This window comes from Chelatococcus reniformis, assembly GCF_014640075.1.
GTDB lineage: Bacteria > Pseudomonadota > Alphaproteobacteria > Rhizobiales > Beijerinckiaceae > Camelimonas > Camelimonas reniformis.
Map to the genome: position 1 here is coordinate 172,260 of NZ_BMGG01000011.1, position 16,594 is coordinate 188,853.

Annotated in this window: 14 protein-coding genes; 8 read left to right on the forward strand and 6 right to left on the reverse strand. The window is 65.4% G+C overall.

The window, feature by feature from the left end; all coding sequences use genetic code 11:
• Nucleotides 1-6: 6 nt before the first annotated feature.
• The 4 genes from IEW34_RS27015 to IEW34_RS27030 form a co-directional block, all read right to left on the reverse strand.
• The gene (locus IEW34_RS27015; protein WP_188612342.1) at nt 7-864 is read right to left on the reverse strand and encodes an enoyl-CoA hydratase; all 858 of its coding nucleotides are present in this window, start codon (nt 862-864) and stop codon (nt 7-9) included.
• A gap of 390 nt (nt 865-1,254) precedes the next feature.
• Nucleotides 1,255-2,850, reverse strand: a complete 1,596-nt coding sequence (locus IEW34_RS27020) for a class I adenylate-forming enzyme family protein (RefSeq protein WP_188612343.1) — start codon at nt 2,848-2,850, stop codon at nt 1,255-1,257.
• Between the two features lie 244 nt (nt 2,851-3,094).
• On the reverse strand, nt 3,095-3,919 hold the full coding sequence (locus IEW34_RS27025; protein WP_188612344.1) for an SDR family oxidoreductase: 825 nt from the start codon (nt 3,917-3,919) through the stop codon (nt 3,095-3,097).
• Between the two features lie 371 nt (nt 3,920-4,290).
• Nucleotides 4,291-5,220: a LysR family transcriptional regulator gene (locus IEW34_RS27030; protein WP_210324600.1), complete on the reverse strand. Its 930-nt coding sequence runs from the start codon at nt 5,218-5,220 to the stop codon at nt 4,291-4,293.
• A 381-nt stretch (nt 5,221-5,601) separates the two neighbouring features.
• Here IEW34_RS27030 and IEW34_RS27035 point away from each other — a divergent pair, with 381 nt between their 5' ends.
• The 8 genes from IEW34_RS27035 (at nt 5,602) to IEW34_RS27070 (ending at nt 13,243) form a co-directional block, all read left to right on the forward strand.
• Nucleotides 5,602-6,267 carry a glutathione S-transferase family protein gene (locus IEW34_RS27035; RefSeq protein ID WP_188612345.1) on the forward strand — a complete coding sequence of 222 codons (666 nt, stop codon included), beginning with the start codon at nt 5,602-5,604 and terminating at the stop codon, nt 6,265-6,267.
• Between the two features lie 36 nt (nt 6,268-6,303).
• On the forward strand, nt 6,304-7,263 hold the full coding sequence (locus IEW34_RS27040; protein ID WP_188612346.1) for an NAD(P)H-dependent flavin oxidoreductase: 960 nt from the start codon (nt 6,304-6,306) through the stop codon (nt 7,261-7,263).
• Between the two features lie 171 nt (nt 7,264-7,434).
• Nucleotides 7,435-8,316: a LysR family transcriptional regulator gene (locus IEW34_RS27045; protein WP_244642251.1), complete on the forward strand. Its 882-nt coding sequence runs from the start codon at nt 7,435-7,437 to the stop codon at nt 8,314-8,316.
• A gap of 302 nt (nt 8,317-8,618) precedes the next feature.
• Nucleotides 8,619-9,530: an NADPH-dependent F420 reductase gene (locus IEW34_RS27050; RefSeq protein ID WP_373288333.1), complete on the forward strand. Its 912-nt coding sequence runs from the start codon at nt 8,619-8,621 to the stop codon at nt 9,528-9,530.
• 185 nt (nt 9,531-9,715) lie between these two features.
• Nucleotides 9,716-10,627: a LysR family transcriptional regulator gene (locus tag IEW34_RS27055; protein ID WP_210324601.1), complete on the forward strand. Its 912-nt coding sequence runs from the start codon at nt 9,716-9,718 to the stop codon at nt 10,625-10,627.
• Nucleotides 10,628-10,897: 270 nt separating this feature from the next.
• The gene (locus IEW34_RS27060; RefSeq protein WP_188612347.1) at nt 10,898-11,596 is read left to right on the forward strand and encodes an NADPH-dependent F420 reductase; all 699 of its coding nucleotides are present in this window, start codon (nt 10,898-10,900) and stop codon (nt 11,594-11,596) included.
• A 64-nt stretch (nt 11,597-11,660) separates the two neighbouring features.
• Complete coding sequence (locus IEW34_RS27065; RefSeq protein ID WP_188612348.1) at nt 11,661-12,428, forward strand: SDR family NAD(P)-dependent oxidoreductase; 768 nt, start codon at nt 11,661-11,663, stop codon at nt 12,426-12,428.
• Between the two features lie 122 nt (nt 12,429-12,550).
• A complete protein-coding gene (locus IEW34_RS27070) occupies nt 12,551-13,243 on the forward strand; it encodes an NADPH-dependent F420 reductase (RefSeq protein ID WP_188612349.1) in 693 nt (230 codons plus the stop codon).
• 290 nt (nt 13,244-13,533) lie between these two features.
• Here the strand turns inward: IEW34_RS27070 and IEW34_RS27075 are convergent, their stop codons facing one another.
• Both IEW34_RS27075 and IEW34_RS27080 read right to left on the reverse strand, forming a co-directional pair.
• Entirely contained in the window at nt 13,534-14,295 is a 762-nt protein-coding gene (locus IEW34_RS27075; RefSeq protein ID WP_188612350.1) for a GntR family transcriptional regulator, read from the reverse strand.
• Entirely contained in the window at nt 14,296-16,575 is a 2,280-nt protein-coding gene (locus tag IEW34_RS27080) for a penicillin acylase family protein (RefSeq protein ID WP_188612351.1), read from the reverse strand.
• Between the last annotated feature and the right edge of the window lie 19 nt (nt 16,576-16,594).

Genomic DNA, 16,594 nt, shown 5'->3' on the forward strand with positions numbered 1-16,594 from the left:
GCCGTTTCAGCCCAGCCGGGAGCCGAGCGCTTTCCGAGTGGCCTCGGGCAACCCGGTCGGGTCGATCAGCATGTCGAAGACCTTGAGATTGTGCGTATGCGCAAGCTGGTGAAGATGGAAGGCGTTCCGCAATGCGATCTCGCGCCCCTGCGCGTCCTGAACACCGTTGGCCGCGAGCTTGGTCAGCTTCAAGGCGAAGCGCGACTTCCGGGCGATCTTGCGCGCCATGGTCATGGTGGCCTCCATGAGCTCGGCCCGCGGCACGACCTGGTTGACCATGCCGAGCCGAAGCGCCTCCTCGGCAGCGATCTCGTCGGACGTAAAGAGCATCTCCTTGGCCTTGCGCAGCCCCACCTCCCAGACATGGGTAAAGTACTCGTGGCCGCAGATGCCGAAACTCACCACGGGGTCCGCGAACGCCGCATCATCGGCCGCGATGATGATGTCGCACGGCCACGCCAGCATGAGCCCGCCGGCAATGCACTTGCCCTGCACCGCGGCGATCGTCGGCTTTGGGATGTTCCGCCAACGGTCGGAAAAGCCCAGGTAGATCTCCTCCTCTCGCGCCATCTGCGCCTCGGCGCCGGCGCAGCCGAAGCCGCAGACCGGGGCGACGGTCTTGTGCTCGCGCATGGCGGCATGGCCGTCGCTCTCCTGCAGATCGTGGCCGGCCGAGAAATGCTTTCCGTTGGCGGCCAGAACGATGACACGGACATCGTCGTCGTGAGCGGCATGGTTGAACGCGTCGTTCAGCTCATAGAGGAGCTGCGTGTCCTGGGCATTGGCCGTGTTCGGCCGGTTCAGGGTGATGCGCGCAATTCCTGGTTCCGGCACGTCGTAGAGCAGCGATTGATAGTCTGACATCTCTCTCTCCATTGGTGATGTGAGGGCTGATTTGCTCGAAGCGAAGTGCTGTCGGCCCACTGGTCCGCTCCAGACCTTCCCATCGCTCCAAGGCCGCGATCCATGCCAAGCAAGGAGCCAATCCAACTCTCGCTGTCTTGGCATTGAACCATCCAACGGCCCGCGCCAAGCCGGCTCCAACGCTGGGGCACGGCGCCCGGCTGTCCGGCTCTCGACCTGACGATAGCGCCAAGCCGAGCCTACCTTAAGGCCGGTTCGACGCCGAAGACCGGACCCATGGGCTCCCAACCCTACCCGTTGAAACTCACCATCTGGCCTTGCGTGCTCGCAGCGTAGTTGCTGGGACTGGTATTGATCGTGATGCCGGGAAGGAGCGGTCCAAGCGCAGCGTCAGCGCGAGGTGCGGAAGCGCTCCACCAGCAGGAACTTCTGCACCTTTCCCGTCGGCGTGCGCGGCAGCGGTCCCTCGTCGAAGTAGATGACACGTGGAATCTTGAACCCGGCCAGCTTTTGACGACAGAACTGCTCCACGTCTTCGGCGCTCGGCGTCGCGCCCGACGGTGACGTGCGAACGATCACCGCCGATACCCGCTCGCCCCAGAACTCGTCCGGAAGTGCGAACACGGCGCAATCGGCCACGTCCTCCATGCTGAGGATCGCGTCTTCCACCTCCGCTGCGTGAACGTTTTGACCACCGGTGATGATCATGTCCTTGAGGCGCCCTCTCACATAAAGGAACCCGTCCTCGGTCATGGAACCGATATCGCCCGTATGCACCCAGCCGTCGCGGAACGTCTCGGCTGACTTTTCGGGATTGCGAAAGTACTGGGTGACCGAAGCCGGCGACCGCCCGACGATCTCGCCGGGCTCGTCGGGCGCCGCCAGCGAGCCGTCGCTCCGCTCGATCCGCAGCTCCGCGAAGGGGATCGGAACGCCGACGGAGCTCGGATGCAGTTCGCGGTGCGCCGGGGTGCTTACCGTCAACGCGCCGCTCTCCTGCATGCCATAATACTCGTAGATGTGAGGGCAGAGCTCGCGTGCGATGCGCTCGCGAAGCTGTGTCGGGAATGTGGAGCCCGCGAACACGATGCCGCGCAGGCTGCTCAGATCGCGAGAGGGACGGCTCGGCTCGGCCAGCAGCATGGCGCCCATCGTCGGCACGGCGTTGAACAGGGTGACCCGCTCCGTGTCGATGATGCGGAGCGCCTCGCCCGCATCGAAATCCATCAGAATGTTGCGGGCCCCGAACATCAGCCCGGCCGCGATCCAGGCGTAGCCGACGCGGCCGAACGCCGGAAAGATCGTCAGGAACGTGTCGCGCGACGTTGCGTCGTAAGAGGCAAACATCGGCCCGATGGTTGCGTTGTTGTAGTGCGTGAGCGTGTAGGACTTCGGCAGGCCCGTGGTTCCGGACGTGAGATTGAAGTAGAACGGATCCGCCTCCTCCACATCCACCTGCGGCTCGTCTGCGGAAGCCGAAGACAGCAGCTGTTCATAGGGTTGCGCCCAGGGCGGCGCGTCGTCGCCGATCGCCACGAGGTGCGCGATGTTCGGGACCGTCTCCTTGACCTGCTGTGCCGCCCAGAGGAAACGCGTCGCAAAAATCAAGGCCTTGGCGTCCATCTCCGTGACCAGCGCGATGATCTCCGCCGGTGCCAGGCGATAGTTGAGGGGGATGCCGACGAGGCCGAGCTTGGCGAGCGCGAAGTAGATCTCGGGCAGTTCGGACCGGTTGTTGCAGAGGAAAGCCACGACGTCGGCCTTTCGCAGGCCGGCATCGGTCAGCCCGTTGGCCAGGCGATTGCAGCGCTCGTTCGCTTGGCGGAATGTGACGCGCCGCCCGGTTCCCGCGCACAGGAACGCCTCGCGGTCGCGAAAGTTCAGGGCCGCGGAGGTCAGGATGCTCCCGACGACCATCCGTCCCAGCGCACGCCGCGGCTCGCGCGTCGTTGCTCTCAGCGCGTCCTGCGTGTCGTGTCCGTTCATGGTTTCATCCCCGTTTTCGTTGGTCATGGGCCGTTTTCGACGCGCCTGTGCCGCATGTCGATCGACGTGCGCCGTCGCCGACCGTCCAGCCGCGTCCCTTGCGGTGATGGGCTTGAGGAGCCCCGTTGGTGATGCGGCCGTGCGCGGCGCGACGCGGTGACAGGCGATCCCTCGCAGTCGCGCTGCGCCGACCAGGCCCGAAGCGAAGATCGTCGACCAGGAGGGGCCGACGACGTAGCCGGGACTACTCCGGTGGCAAGGCGCTGAGCAGCGCCTTCGTTCTCGCTTCGATCAGCGGAGCCATGTAGCGGTCTGTCAGGATGTAGAGCTGATCGTCCTGGATCGCGCGGAGGACCATCCGACCGACGGCATCGGGGGACACGCCCCGCTCCAGCCAGCGCGTCATTTTTCCGCTTCGCGTCCGGGCGGACTCATGCTCGTCCTGGGTCATCGTGTGAACGACGCGGGGTTGGAGCTTGCGAGTCCTTGCGATGATGTCGGTGGCCACCGGGCCGGGGCAGAGCACGCTCACCCCGATGCCGTGGGGCTCGAGCTCGAACTTGAGCGCCTCCGACATTCCGACGACCGCAAACTTGGCCGTATGGTAGAGAACGCCCGACTGGCCCGCCACCAGTCCCGCGCCGGAAGCCGTATTGACGATGTGACCGCCTTGGCCTCGTTCGGCCATCCGGCTCAGGAAGGTCTGGATGCCACTGACGACGCCCCCCAGGTTGATCCCCAGCCCCCAGTCCCAGAGCTCGTAGTTCAGCCTGAGCGCCGGAGCCCCTCCCGCCACGCCGGCATTGTTGATCAACAGGGATACGGGCCCCAGTTGGCGCTCGACCCGGTCCGCCACATCAGCGAAGCTCGCCCTGTCGCGCATGTCGAGCGTTTCGGCGACAACCGCAGTTGACGCGGCAAGTTCCGCGCGGGCGCGCTCGAGTGCTTCGGCGTCGATATCGATCAGAGCCACCTTCGCACCCGCGCCGGCCAGCGCACGGGCGATCCCAAGGCCGATCCCGTTCGCGCCTCCGGTAATGAAAGCGGTCCGGCCCGCAACATCCGTCATGCTGCTCCCCCGCTGTGACGAGGCACGACGAGAACGCTTCCTGCGCCAGACATTTCGTGCGCAGTCTGAAGGTAGGCCAAGCTCTTCCTCCCGGGATTCACGGTATTATTGTGTCGCGCAGAGCGGCGGCGTCCTGTGCCGGCGTGGCCGCATCCGTTCGATTCTCGTGATACGGGGCCTTGCGGTCAATTTCCTTAGGGCGCTGACTTATTCCTCAAAGGAATGGCTCGAAGCCTTGATCGGTCGGGCGGCAGATCATCGTCGGCACCATCGTGCTGCACAAGACCTCGTCGGATCGCGCAAAAGCTCCAGGGTCGGCGAGCTCCGGAAAGTGGCGTGGGCGGCTGTTGCGGCCGCCAGAATGCCGCGGCTTACGCCCGCGATTGCCACAGGTCGTCTGCTTCCGGCTGAAGCAGCGACTCGCGACAGGCTTTGATGAAGGCCCGCACCGCGGGGCGGAGCTCCCACCGCGCGCGCACGGCGCAGCAGAGGGGCTCAAGAGGGAGCGACTCCAGGAACGGTACCCGTGCGAAGCGACGCCTGAAGGCGTCCGACCGCGTGAACTGCACCGCGATGACGCCAATCGCATCGGTCGTAGCGACGATGCGACTCGCGATCGGAAAATAGTCGACGACATGAATCTTCTGGTGAGAGCTGTAGCCCTGGCTCTCATACCACTCCCGGATCCGCGAGCCGTAGGGCCGTGAAGCGGACGGCGAGACGAAGTCATAGGCGGCGACATCGGCGATCGTCACGGGATCGCGTGCAAAAATGGGGTGGCCCCGGCGCGCAAACAGCGTTGTCCGCAGTGGCGGGAGCGCTTCGGGCCGCAGGTCCGGTTGCTCGCTGAACGCTGCGTCAAAGCCGAGGGCGACGTCGACGCCGCCCGTCCGAAGCTGCTGAACCACGCGGTCGAAGCTGGATCCGCTGACCTCCAGCCGAATGGTCGGGTGGCGTGCGAGAAGCAGCGTGAGGGGGTCGAGCAGTCGCCATTCGAGCGACGCCGGACACACGCCGATGCGCAGGATATCGGCATAACGGTCCTGGCCCATGGACCCGCCACGCAAAAGGTCGTTGGCGTCGTCGAGCAGGCGTGTGGCGCGTTCCACGAACACGCGCCCTTCATCGGTCAACACGGCCCCGCGCGCGGTGCGATTGAAAATCAGAAAGCTCAAGCTGCGCTCTAGATCGGCAATGCTCTTGGTGATCGCGGACTGAGTGACGCCGACACGTTCGGCGGCCAGCGAGAAGGAGCCCTCGCGAGCGGCGGCGACGACATGGACTAGTCGACGGTCCAGCACGGCGCCTCCGGTCGAGCCAGGGGATGGGCATGTTTGGCAAGACAGGTCATTTTCCGCGTCCCCTCCCGGTGCACGCCAGGGCCGTGAAGGCGGCTCTTCGACCGCCCGCCCGGCTCGATGTGCGCGACCCTTCGCGCTCCTGAGACAATGCCCACCATGTCGGCGCGAGCACATGAACGGTCAACCGACTTCCAAGATATTCTACGACCGCTTGGTAATATACCGCAGCGACGCCGGCTCGCAATGACGACCGCGGCAAGAGCCCGAACCTCCGACCCGCCGATCGAGAGCCAGTTGCTCGCGCCGACGGCGGCGTCGCTTCCACTGGACAACGGCGGGAAGCCGTAACATATCTTATGTTACGAATATGGGAGGCGAGCCTTGCTCTATTTCGATTCAAGGGGCGCACCGAACGCCCGGGTGCCGCGGATGTTTGCCGCGGAGAAAGGCGTAGAGCTGCCGACCCAGATCATCGACGTCCTTGCCGCCGAGAACCACCGCGCCCCCTATAACGTCGAGGTCAATCGGACGGGCCGCGTGCCGGCGTTGCGGCTGGATTGCGGCTTCATCCTGTGTGAAGTGCTGCCGATCTGCGAGTATCTGGACGAGGTGGCCGCGGGACCTTCATTGATCGGATCGACTAGTCGCGAGCGTGCCGAGACACGCATGTGGACGCGCATGATCGACCTTCTCTACGTCGAGCGAATGACGGACGCCATCAAGTTTCGCCCGAGTAAAATTCGAGACATGCACGCAACGTATAACTTCAAGACGATGCTGCCTGCCGAAGATTGGTCATTCTGCAGAGACATTGCCTTGGAGAAACTTTCCTGGATCGATCAGGAACTCAAGGGCCGCGATTTCGTCTGCGGTGACCGTTTCACACTGGCGGATATCCACCTCTTCGTGTTTGTCGACTTCTTTTCCCGGGTCGATCTCGGACACTCGAGCGAGCTGACCTGGATCGAGGACCATCTCCATCGCGTGGGCGACAGGCCGAGTGCTCTGGCATCGCAGCCCACCTATTGGGTTGCGCGGGCCATCTGACGCCGGCGTGAGGCGCTGTACAGGCAGGGAGGAACCATGACTCAGTCGTTTGAAGGCAATCGCGTGACCGAGCATACGGGAACCGAATTCCCGATCTTCCAGGCGCCGATCGGGCTGATCTCGCGCGGCGCGCTCGTGGGGGCCGTTTCCGCTGCCGGAGGGGTGGGCCTGATGGAGACGGCGCACATGCCGATGGAGGAGATGCAAGCGGAATTCGACCTGGTGCGGGCGCGCTCCAATCGGCCGTTCGGCTTGCACCTGATGATCCCGATCCTGGCCGCAAAGCCCGAGCGCGAGGCGGCCGTGCTCGACTGGGTGCTGGACGGCAGGACGCGGTTCGTCACCACCGGCTACGGCGACCCCACCCGCCACATCAAGCGCATCAAGGACGCCGGGGTCACGACCTATCACCTGACGGACTCGCTCGACGAAGCCGTGCGCGCGGAAGATGCGGGCGTCGACGGTGTGGTGCTGGGCGGCGCGGAGAAGGGCGGCGGCCATAGCGCCAACGGCCTGCACACATTCGCCCTCCTCCAGAAGGCGCGGCGACGGCTCAGCATACCGATCGTGGCGACCGGCGGCATTGTCGACGGCTACGGCATGGCTGCGGCCTTTGCCCTGGGCGCGGAGGGCGTGTGGATGGGCACTCGCTTCATCACCTCGGCGGAGTGCCCCTGGCACGACAACTACAAGCAGGCCATCGTCGATGCCGAAGAGGTCATCGACATCGACATGGATTTGCCCATCATCCCCAGAAAGCGCGCCGTCCGCACGCCCTTCGCCGAGGCGGTTGCCCGTGGGGAAGCGGGCCATAGGAAGAACCCCTACGCAGGCGACACCAAGCGCCTCTTCTATGAAGGGGCGACGGATCAGGCGCTGGTCGGTTGTGGTGAAAGCGCGGTGTTGATCGACGAAGTCAAACCCGCCGGCGACATCGTACGGCAGACGGTGAGCGAGTTCTGGGAGGTCGTGACGCAGCTTTCAAACCGGCGCTAGCATCGGTTCGCTCGATCGGCCGCAACGACGCAAGCGCTTCGCGAACGGAGGCTTTTGTGCTGCGGCCTGCGCGCACCGCCGGAGCGCACATCGACAGTTGTGCGCGCATTGATAATCCGGTCAAAAGCTGACAGACCGTTGTTTATGGCGACAACTGTAGATTTCTTGGAGATGCAGGCTTTTATCGCCGTGGTGACGGAAGGGTCTTTCACCGCAGCAGCTGAACGCCTGGAAACTGACAAGGCGCGGGTGAGCCGCGTTGTGCGGCGAATGGAAGAGAAGCTCGGCGCGCGGCTTTTGAACCGGTCGACGCGGCACCTGAGCGTCACGGAAGTCGGGCGCGATTATTTCGAACGCGCCTCGTCGATCGTGGCGGCCGCCGAAGCAGCCGAGGCGGCAGTCGCGCAACGGATACAAGAGCCGAAGGGCCGCCTCAAAGTAACGGCGGGGGCCGAGTTTGGAACGATGCGGGTCGACGACTGGATTGTCGCATTCCTGCGCAAATGGCCAAAAGTAACCGTTGAAGCTGAATACACAAACCGTCTCGTCGACATCATTCATGAAGGCATCGATGTAGCGATTCGCATCGGCCCGCAACAGGATTCGGAGCTTTCGACGCGCAGACTGGGAGAGCTGACCTACGGCCTATATGCTTCTCCCGAATATCTGCGGCATGCCGCGCCTATTCGCGCGATCGATGACCTGAAGCGGCACGACCTCATCATGCATGCGCCGCGCGGTCGTCCGACCTGGACCTTGGTCAATGGCGAGACGACGGAGAAGGTGTCACAGCAGCCACGCTGTGCCCTCAACAACACCATGGCCGCCAGGAACCTGGCACTGTCCGGCCTGGGGATCGTGCAGCTTCCGCGATACATGGCCGAGCCTCACCTGGCCGAAGGGGCCCTGGCCAGCGTTCTGCCGGACTGGGCGCGGACCCCGGTCCCCGTCTATGCCGTCTTCGCATCGACCCGCTATATGGACCCAAAGGTGCGGGGCTTTGTCGACCTCTGCCGCGACGGCTTCAAGGGTGATGTAGAAGGCTCGAGGTGAGGCGGTCCGCTGCGCTGGATGTCGCTGCCATCCGTCACGGCGGCTGTCAGAGCGACGCTCACCTGTGCGGGTAGGGATTTTCCGGTAACCGTACGAGCGACGCAGCCACAGCATACTGGAGCATTTCCGCGCTTCCTCGAATCCGAAATGCTCTGTCTGTTTGATTTGTCGCATTTTATTCAGCGAACCGGCATCCACTTCGCTCGAAAACGCTCTAAAGCTTGATTGTCGGTCGTTGGGGCAACAGTGTGTTGCATGTATCGCGACTGTCAACTCCTCTGTCGGAGCCATACGTCCCCCTCGTGCCACCCGCTGCATGGCTGCGGCCATCCAAGTGTGCGCAAACGGCGAGCGCTGCATCGAACCTGTGGGCGGATGCCAGCCGCTCTCCCAGAAGAGGGATATGGAAGTTGACACAGACGATCGGAATTATCGGCTCTGGCCTCGTCGGCAAAGCAATCGCGCATCTGGCCGTCGCGGCCGGATACCGCGTCGTGCTCAGCAATTCGCGTGGTCCCGAATCGCTCGCCCAGCTGGTCGAGGCGCTCGGCCCCCTGGCACGCGCCGCATCGGTCGAACAGGCGATTGCGGCCGGGGATATCGTCGCGCTCGCAATTCCCCTGGCGACGTTCGAGACCTTACCGGCCGACACGTTCGCCGGGAAGGTGGTCCTCGATCAAACGAACTACTATCCCGGCATGGGAGATTTTCGCCGGGCCGATCTCGACAACGGCGACCTGACGTCGAGCGAGCTGGTCCAGCGACACCTTCGGGGCGCAAAGGTCGTCAAAGGGATCCATAATCTTGGCTGGCACCATATGCAGTACAACGCCCGGCCAAAGGGCGATTCTCAACGGACGACCCTGCCAATCGCCGGTGACGACGCTGCCGCCAAGCAAGCTGTTGCGCATTTTCTCGAGGCCGTCGGCTACGACGTGGTCGACGCCGGCTCCCTCGCCGACAGTTGGCGCATCGAACCCAACACGCCGATCTACTTCTGGCCCTATGCTCCCGCCATTCCGGAGGGGTTGACGGAGGATGAGGCGAAGAAGGCCTACCTGCACCCGGGCAAACCCATCTCCCCGGAAGCGGCACGGACGCTGATCGACAAGACAGAGCGCCCGTCCCCGATCGGCGGAACGCTGGAGGGGCTCCCGCCGATCCATGTCGTCCTGTTCCTTGAGCTTGCCAGTGCCGATACCGTCCAAAGGTAAGCCTCGACACCGGGCGCCCCCATTGCAGGCGCCCGGTGAGCGAATGCTGGACCATGGAACCAACAAATCCACCGAACCGAACTGTTCTTGCGTGGTAGCAGCGCGTCCGCGCAGAACCGACCAATGGGGCGGCACAGGGGCGCGGGCGGATCGGCCGTTGCGGCGGCACGCGACAGAACGCTGCCATGACGGCCAAAGTCGGCTTCTCCGAGATGCAGGTTTTCGTCGCGGTGGTGACGGAAGGATCCTTCACCGCTGCGGCCGAACTGCTTGAGACCGACAAGGCGCGGGTGAGCCGCATCGTGCAGCGGATCGAGGAAAAGCTCGGCGCGCGACTTTTGAACCGATCGACCCGGCGCCTCGGCGTGACGGAAGTCGGAAGGGACTATTTCGAACGTGCCTCCTCGATCCTGGCTGCCGCGGAAGCGGCCGAGACCGCGGTAGCGCAGCAGAGCCGCGAGCCCAAGGGCCGCCTGAAGATCACGGCAACGCCCGAATTCGGGACCACGCGGGTCGACGACTGGATCGCCCCCTACTTGCGCAAGTGGCCGAAGGTCACGGTGGAAGCGGTATACTCCATCCGTTTCGTCGACATCATTCACGAGGGAATCGATGTCGCGATTCGCATAGGTGCGTTGCAGGATTCGAACCTGTCGGCCCGTAAACTGGGAGAGGTAACCAATGGCCTCTATGCTTCCCCTGATTATCTGATGCGCGCCGCGCCACACCGCACGGTCGAAGACCTGAAGCACCACGATCTTATCATGAAGACGTCGAGCGGCCGCTCGAGCTGGACCCTGGTCAATGGCCAAGCAACGGAGAAGGTATCGCAGACACCGCGCTGCGCACTCGACAACATAGTCTCCGCCAAGAACCTGACGCTGTCGGGCTTGGGAATCGCGCAACTCCCACGGTACATGGCCGCGCCGTACGTGGCGGAGGGAGTTCTGGTCAGGGTTTTGCCGGGTTCGGCGAGTATCCCGATGCCCGTCCATGCGGTTTTTGCCTCCACGCGCTACATGGACCCGAAGGTGCGCGGCTTTGTCGATCTATGCCGCGATGCCTTCCAGGACGATAGCGACGCCGGCCAAGGGTGATGCGATCCGACTTACAGCCGCGGCCGCGGACGACGTCGGTGCCGGCTCCGCCCAAATCAGACAGGCGGCCTTGCGCCTCGCTCGCTCACAGCGTCGCGCGCCGGGGAATGGCAGCGCCCGAGCACAGGGTTACGGCTCGCGCGTCATTGTTGCACCTGGGAGCAACACAGTGAAGTACGTGGGGCGTCTAATCTATCTCTGAACGAGGTCTTAGTTTCCCACCTGATCGTTCCCAGAGGAGCGGCAAAGTTGAGGTAAACGAGATATCCAATGAAGATCGGAATCTTAAACGCCGGGAATATCGGCGGTCGTCTGGCAAGAGCCTGGGCCGCCGCGGGCCACGACCTCGTCATCGCGAAAGACGGCGAGGGCCGCAAGATCGCACCATTAGTCTCAGAACTGGGCGACAGGGCCCGGCTCGGCACGATCCGCGCGGCTGCCGAGTTCGGCGAGGTCGCTTTATTCTCCATCTATTGGCCACGGGTGGACGCGATCGTAAGCGAAATTGGCGACGCGCTCGACGGCAAGGTCGTGATCGAGACCATGAACCCGCTCGGCGTTACCGCGGACTTCGCGCATTTCCACGATTTGGAATTCATGCGCGACAACTCGACCTCGGAAGACCTGCAGCAGCGGCTGCCGAGGGCTCGGGTCGTCAAGGCCTTCAATCTGTTGGCAGCTCCGGTGCTCGAAGCGGCGGCGTGGGCGTCCTCGCCAGTCCAGCCAAGCACCTTCTACGTAAGCGACGACGCGGCAGCCGGACAGGCCGCCCGTCGTCTCATAGGCGATGCCGGTTTCAAGCCCGTCAACGCCGGCCCCCTCAAGGTCGCCCGCCAACTCGAACAGGTCGGCGTGCTTTTGCACCAGGTCGCACTGCATGAATACGGCGGCGATGCCGATCTGGCTCGCCTGGCTATCACGATGATCGAGGCGAGCCCCGGTCCGATCGCGCGTGAACGGATCACGTGAAGCGCCGCGCAAGCTCGTCCGCAGGATCACCTAACTCCTACTTCGCCTGACGAAGGAGAATCAATTGTCGCAGTCGCTCACTGGCAAGACAGCTCTTGTAACCGGGGGATCACGAGGCATCGGTCGGGCGATCGCCGAGCGGTTCGCTGCCGATGGCGCGACCGTCGCCATCACCTACAATCAGAGCAGAGCCGGCGCCGAGGAGGCCGTTGCGGCCATCGAGATGGCCGGTGGCGCCGCATTCGCGCTTCAGGCGGACCTCGTCGAGGCCGAGGCTATCCCGACATTGTTCGACCAACTCGACGGCGAACTTGCCAAGCGAACGGAGAGCAAAGCGCTCGACATTCTGGTCAACAATGCCGGCAATTCAGGGTGGGGCGGTCTCGCGGACGCGACACCGGATAGCTGGGACGCGATGTTCGCGGTTCACGCCCGCGCGCCCTTCTTCATTGTTCAGTCCGCGCTCGGACGTCTCTCCGACGGCGGACGCATCATCAACGTCTCATCTGGTGCCGCGACGCGGCCATTACAGGCCGTCCCGATCTATTCCATGGCCAAGGCGAGCATCAACAACCTGACCCACGCGCTCGCGATCGAGCTGGGGCCGCGCCGCATCACGGTCAACGCCGTGGCGCCTGGGTGGATACGAACAGACATGAATGCCGCCGTCCGCGAGAACGCCGGCATGGTGAAGTCGATCGAAGCGGACACGGCGCTGGGACGCTTCGGCGAAACATCGGACATCGCCGCGGTGGTCGCCTTTCTGGCCTCCGACGAAGGCCGTTGGGTGACCGGCCAAGTGATCGAGGCGAGCGGAGGCTACAAGCTCTGATCGTTCAGGGCGAAGCTTTCGGCTGATCGTCGCGGTGCCGGCGCTCGCCGAGCGTCAGCGCCGGCCACGCTTCGCGCCGAACGGGCGCCGCCCGATCCGGGCCATAACTTGGGAGACAGACGATGGAGATTGGGATCATAGGGGCTGGGCTCATCGGCGGCACGCTGACGCGTCGTTTGTCGAAGTTGGGCCACAAGGTCTTCATCGCCAACTCGCGTGGTCCCGCCTCGCTTGCGGAGCTTGCCGCCGAGACCGGCGCCACGGCGGTAACCGTCCGTGAGGCGGCCCGCAGCGGCGAGATGGTCTTCGTCACGATACCGGAGTGGAAGATTCCCGATTTGCCGAAGAACCTCTTCGACGGCGTCGGCGCCGATGTCGTCGTCGTGGACACCGGCAATTACTATCCCCGCGAACGCGACGGCAGGATCGATGCGATCGAAAACGGCATGCCCGAAAGCCGTTGGGTGGAAAGCCAGCTTGGACGACCGGTGCTGAAGGCCTTTAACAACATTCTCTGGAGCAGTCTTCTCAACGACGGCAGATCACCGGGCACGCCCGGCCGCATCGCATTGCCGGTTTGCGGCGACGAAGCGACCCACAAAGCAAAAGTCATCCGGCTCTTCGACGAACTCGGATTCGATGGCATCGACGCTGGCCCGCTCGACGAATCCTGGCGCCAACAGCCTGACGCGCCGGTCTACGGCACCAATCTCGATGCGAACGGCGTCCGCAGGGCGCTTTCGCAAGCAAGTCCGGAGCGCAAGGCGCAATGGCGTGCAGCACCGAACAGCCCGGCGCCCGGCCTTGGGATGTGAGACGTGAGTTCGTGCCGCTTCGCCATGGGCGTCCACCGCCTACCAGCAGCGACGGAGAACCGAGCTGCTTCGGCTCTGCCGGCCTCCGTCGCCGGATGAGCATGACGCAGCCCTCCATGGCAGCGCCACGATTGCGCGGCGATCGATGGCTTCGCTCAGGAGCCAGTTGCGCGGCACGGTCTCGATGAAAAGACGCTCGCCGGGAGGAACAGCGGAGCTCGACTGAACGAGGAAGCAGATCACTCCATCAGCGACTCGAAGCGAGCCTCCCAAGCCTATGCTCTCAGGCGTCAGGTCGGCGGCGCCGGGCCGCGCCGGCGCCGCCGCGGCGCCGGAAAATCCAGTTGAAGACCGCCGTCGGGGGCGTCGACGACGACGGCGCTTCCGGCCTCGATCTTCTCCATCAGCTCCACGAGCCGGGCCCCGCCCTCCACGATGTCGTCCTGGATCGCGTGGCGGGCCGCCGCGGCATCGCGCCGTTTGAGCGCCGCCATCAGCGTGACGTGCTGGTGCGTGCCGGGATAGGCGGGCGCCGCATGGGGATAGAGGAACTTCAGCAGCGGGCCGTTGCGGAGCCAGATGCCTTCCAGGATCGAGACCAGGTCACTCATGTGCGAGGCCCGGTAGACCAGGAAATGGAAGTGGAAGTTGGTGAGGGTCGCGGCCTCGTGGTCGCCGCTGCGCTCCGCCGCCACCAGCTGTCCGTGCAGCTCGGCCAGCTGCGCCAGGTCGTTCGCTGTCAGCAGCGGGGTCGCCTTTTCCGTCGCCAGCCCCTCGAGCAGCAGCCTGACCTCGCGCAGCTCCTTGTAGCGCGACACCGACAGCCGCGTCACCGTGATCGCCTGGCTCGAGCGCATCTCCAGGCCACCTTCGCGCGCCAGCTGCATGATCGCCTCGCGCACCGGCGTCTGGCTCACGCCCATGGCGAGCGCGATCTCGTGGATGCGCAGCCGCTGCCCGGGCCAGAAGCGCCCGGCCATCAGGGCTTCGCGCAGCTGGCTGTGGACACGACTGGTGAGGTTCTCGCGGCTGACTGTCAGTCCGGCCAGCATCTAGGGCTCCGTCGCTTCGACGTCCGACGCGTAAACGATACCGTCCCGGAAGGACAGGCGCCGGTGCGCCAGCGCGCCGGCAGTGATCGTCGCCCAATCGTAGAGCATCGGCACCATCTCGCCGGCGGCCCAGGCCGCGTTCTGGTTGAGATGCCAGGGGCTCTCGGGCTCGCCCGAGGCGCCGTGGAAGACGATCCAGCGTGAATTCTCCCAGGCGCCCACATCGAAGACGTAGCGCGCCAGGGACGCATAGACCGCCCGCGGCCCGATGGTGGCGACGCAGCCGGTGGCGAAGATCGTATCGTTGTCGCCGCCGACCGGTTCCGAGACTCGGTCGAGCGTAGCGGCCTGCTCTGGAAACACCGCCGACAGCGGATGGATGAAGCGCGGCCGATGCAGCACGCCCCAGGCCTGAGGCGGGGCGACGGCGACCTCCTCAAGCGCCTGGCGCAGCAGGTCGTCCCAGGAGGCGCCACCGAGCAGCATCTCGTCCCCGGCACGCAACAGGCCCGGCACCGCCCACCACAGCTGGTTCTCCGCGACCGTGCCAGGCGGCACCTGGGCGTAGGGGCTCGCCGCCACGGCAACGAGCCCACTGCGCCGGGCCACCAGCCGCGTCAGCGCCAGGCGCACGGCGACATAGGCGCTGGCGCCCTGCGAGTCCGGCGCCATGCGCCCGTCCCAATCCAGGATGCGGCGTCGCAGGGCGGCAGCGGCGGGCACCTCCAAAGCCAGCGCCCGCAACCGCTCCCGCAGCTCGCGGCCGGGGATCGTCTCGATGTCGCGATGCATTGCCGCCATGTCGTCGACCGCGGCCGGCCCCAACTCGGCCAGACGCTGCCAGATGCGCCGCGCCCGGTGCGGCGGCATGCAGTCGGTGGAGAGGTAGTCGGCCCCGTCCGCCGCAACCCTGTTGTTGGCGGTGACGACGGCGCCGCCCGGCGGGTCGATCACCGCCGGCATGCGCTCGAACGGCACCATGCCGTCCCACTCGTGCTCGCCCGTCCAGCCAGGCACCGGCAGCCAGCCGTTGGCGCGCGGCCGCTTCGGCACCTTGGCCCTGACGCGATAGCCGATCCGGCCCGCCGTATCGCCGGCGACCAGATTGTGATCGATCAAGCCCCAGTCGCGGGTCGCCTCGTAGAGCGCCTCGACGCTGCCGGCCCGCAGCATCGGGATCATGCAGTCGAAGGAGCGGTCGGTCTCGGCGAACTGCACCGAGCGCAGTGCCAGTGCCGTGCCGGAGGCCGGGTCGCCGGCGACGATCGGGCCGTGCCGCGTCTCCACCACGTCCGCCACCGTGTCCGCCTCCCCGCGCACGCCGATGCGCTCGCGACGGCGGCGCACCGGTTCCCAGCGCTCCCGGAACAGGCAAGCGTGGCCGTCCGCGGAGAAACGCTCGACATAGAGGTCGTGGATGTCGACGAAGGCGTGGGTGACGCACCAGGCGACCGCTGCGTTGTGGCCGAAGTGCGGGAAGCCCGGCACGCCGGGCACGGTCAGGCCGATGACGTCGAAGGCGTCGCAGGCGAGATGGACCTGCGCGTACATATTGGGCATCTCCAGCACGCGGTGCGGATCGCCCGCCACCAGCGGCCGCCCGGTGGCGGTGCGCCCCGGCGCCAGCGCCCAGTTGTTGCTGCCGCCGCTCACGTCGCCCGGCGCCTGCGCCAATAGCGCCTCGAGGCCCGGCGCGAGGTCGGCCATGGCCGCTTGGAACGCCCCGGTCTCAAGGCCCGGTGGCAGGCACAGCACCTCGTTGCCGCCGTCCTCGTAGCGCAGGGCGACGATGCCCTCCGCACCGACGATCGGCAGCGCCGCAGCCCGCCACAGCTTCCACCACACCGAGCCCATGAGGAAGCCGATCTGGCGCATCACCGCGATGGAGTGCCAAGGCTGCCAGTCGACCGGCTCGGCCGCGAGCAGGCGGTACTCGACCGGGCGGTATCCCGTCGCGACGAAGGCGTTGACGCCCTTGGCGTAGGCCGCGAGCATGGCCTGCGCCTCACCGCCGAGCGCCGCGAAATCGCGCTGCGAGGCGCCGGCGGTATCGAGTTGGCGGGCCAGGATATCGGCCTTGACGGCGCCCTTGCCGAGCCATTCGGCGGAACGCCCGATGCCGCGGCGCAGCAGCGCCTCCATCTGCCACAGCCGGTCCTGGGCGTGGGCGAAGCCGAGGGCTGTGAACGCGTCGGCCGTGCTGTGCGTGCGAATATGCGGGATGCCCCAGGCGTCGCGCCAGATATCAGCCTCGGCGGCCGTCGCACCGTGTCCAGCCATGGGATGTCTCCTCGTCCAG

What these genes read in the sequence shown, in the direction of transcription:
- IEW34_RS27015 (WP_188612342.1), bottom strand. Translation starts at nt 864, where the DNA reads ATGTCAGACTATCAATCGCTGCTCTACGACGTGCCGGAACCAGGAATT.
- IEW34_RS27020 (WP_188612343.1), bottom strand. Translation starts at nt 2,850, where the DNA reads ATGAACGGACACGACACGCAGGACGCGCTGAGAGCAACGACGCGCGAG.
- IEW34_RS27025 (WP_188612344.1), bottom strand. Translation starts at nt 3,919, where the DNA reads ATGACGGATGTTGCGGGCCGGACCGCTTTCATTACCGGAGGCGCGAAC.
- IEW34_RS27040 (WP_188612346.1), top strand. Translation starts at nt 6,304, where the DNA reads ATGACTCAGTCGTTTGAAGGCAATCGCGTGACCGAGCATACGGGAACC.
- IEW34_RS27045 (WP_244642251.1), top strand. Translation starts at nt 7,435, where the DNA reads ATGCAGGCTTTTATCGCCGTGGTGACGGAAGGGTCTTTCACCGCAGCA.
- IEW34_RS27055 (WP_210324601.1), top strand. Translation starts at nt 9,716, where the DNA reads ATGACGGCCAAAGTCGGCTTCTCCGAGATGCAGGTTTTCGTCGCGGTG.
- IEW34_RS27060 (WP_188612347.1), top strand. Translation starts at nt 10,898, where the DNA reads ATGAAGATCGGAATCTTAAACGCCGGGAATATCGGCGGTCGTCTGGCA.
- IEW34_RS27070 (WP_188612349.1), top strand. Translation starts at nt 12,551, where the DNA reads ATGGAGATTGGGATCATAGGGGCTGGGCTCATCGGCGGCACGCTGACG.
- IEW34_RS27075 (WP_188612350.1), bottom strand. Translation starts at nt 14,295, where the DNA reads ATGCTGGCCGGACTGACAGTCAGCCGCGAGAACCTCACCAGTCGTGTC.
- IEW34_RS27080 (WP_188612351.1), bottom strand. Translation starts at nt 16,575, where the DNA reads ATGGCTGGACACGGTGCGACGGCCGCCGAGGCTGATATCTGGCGCGAC.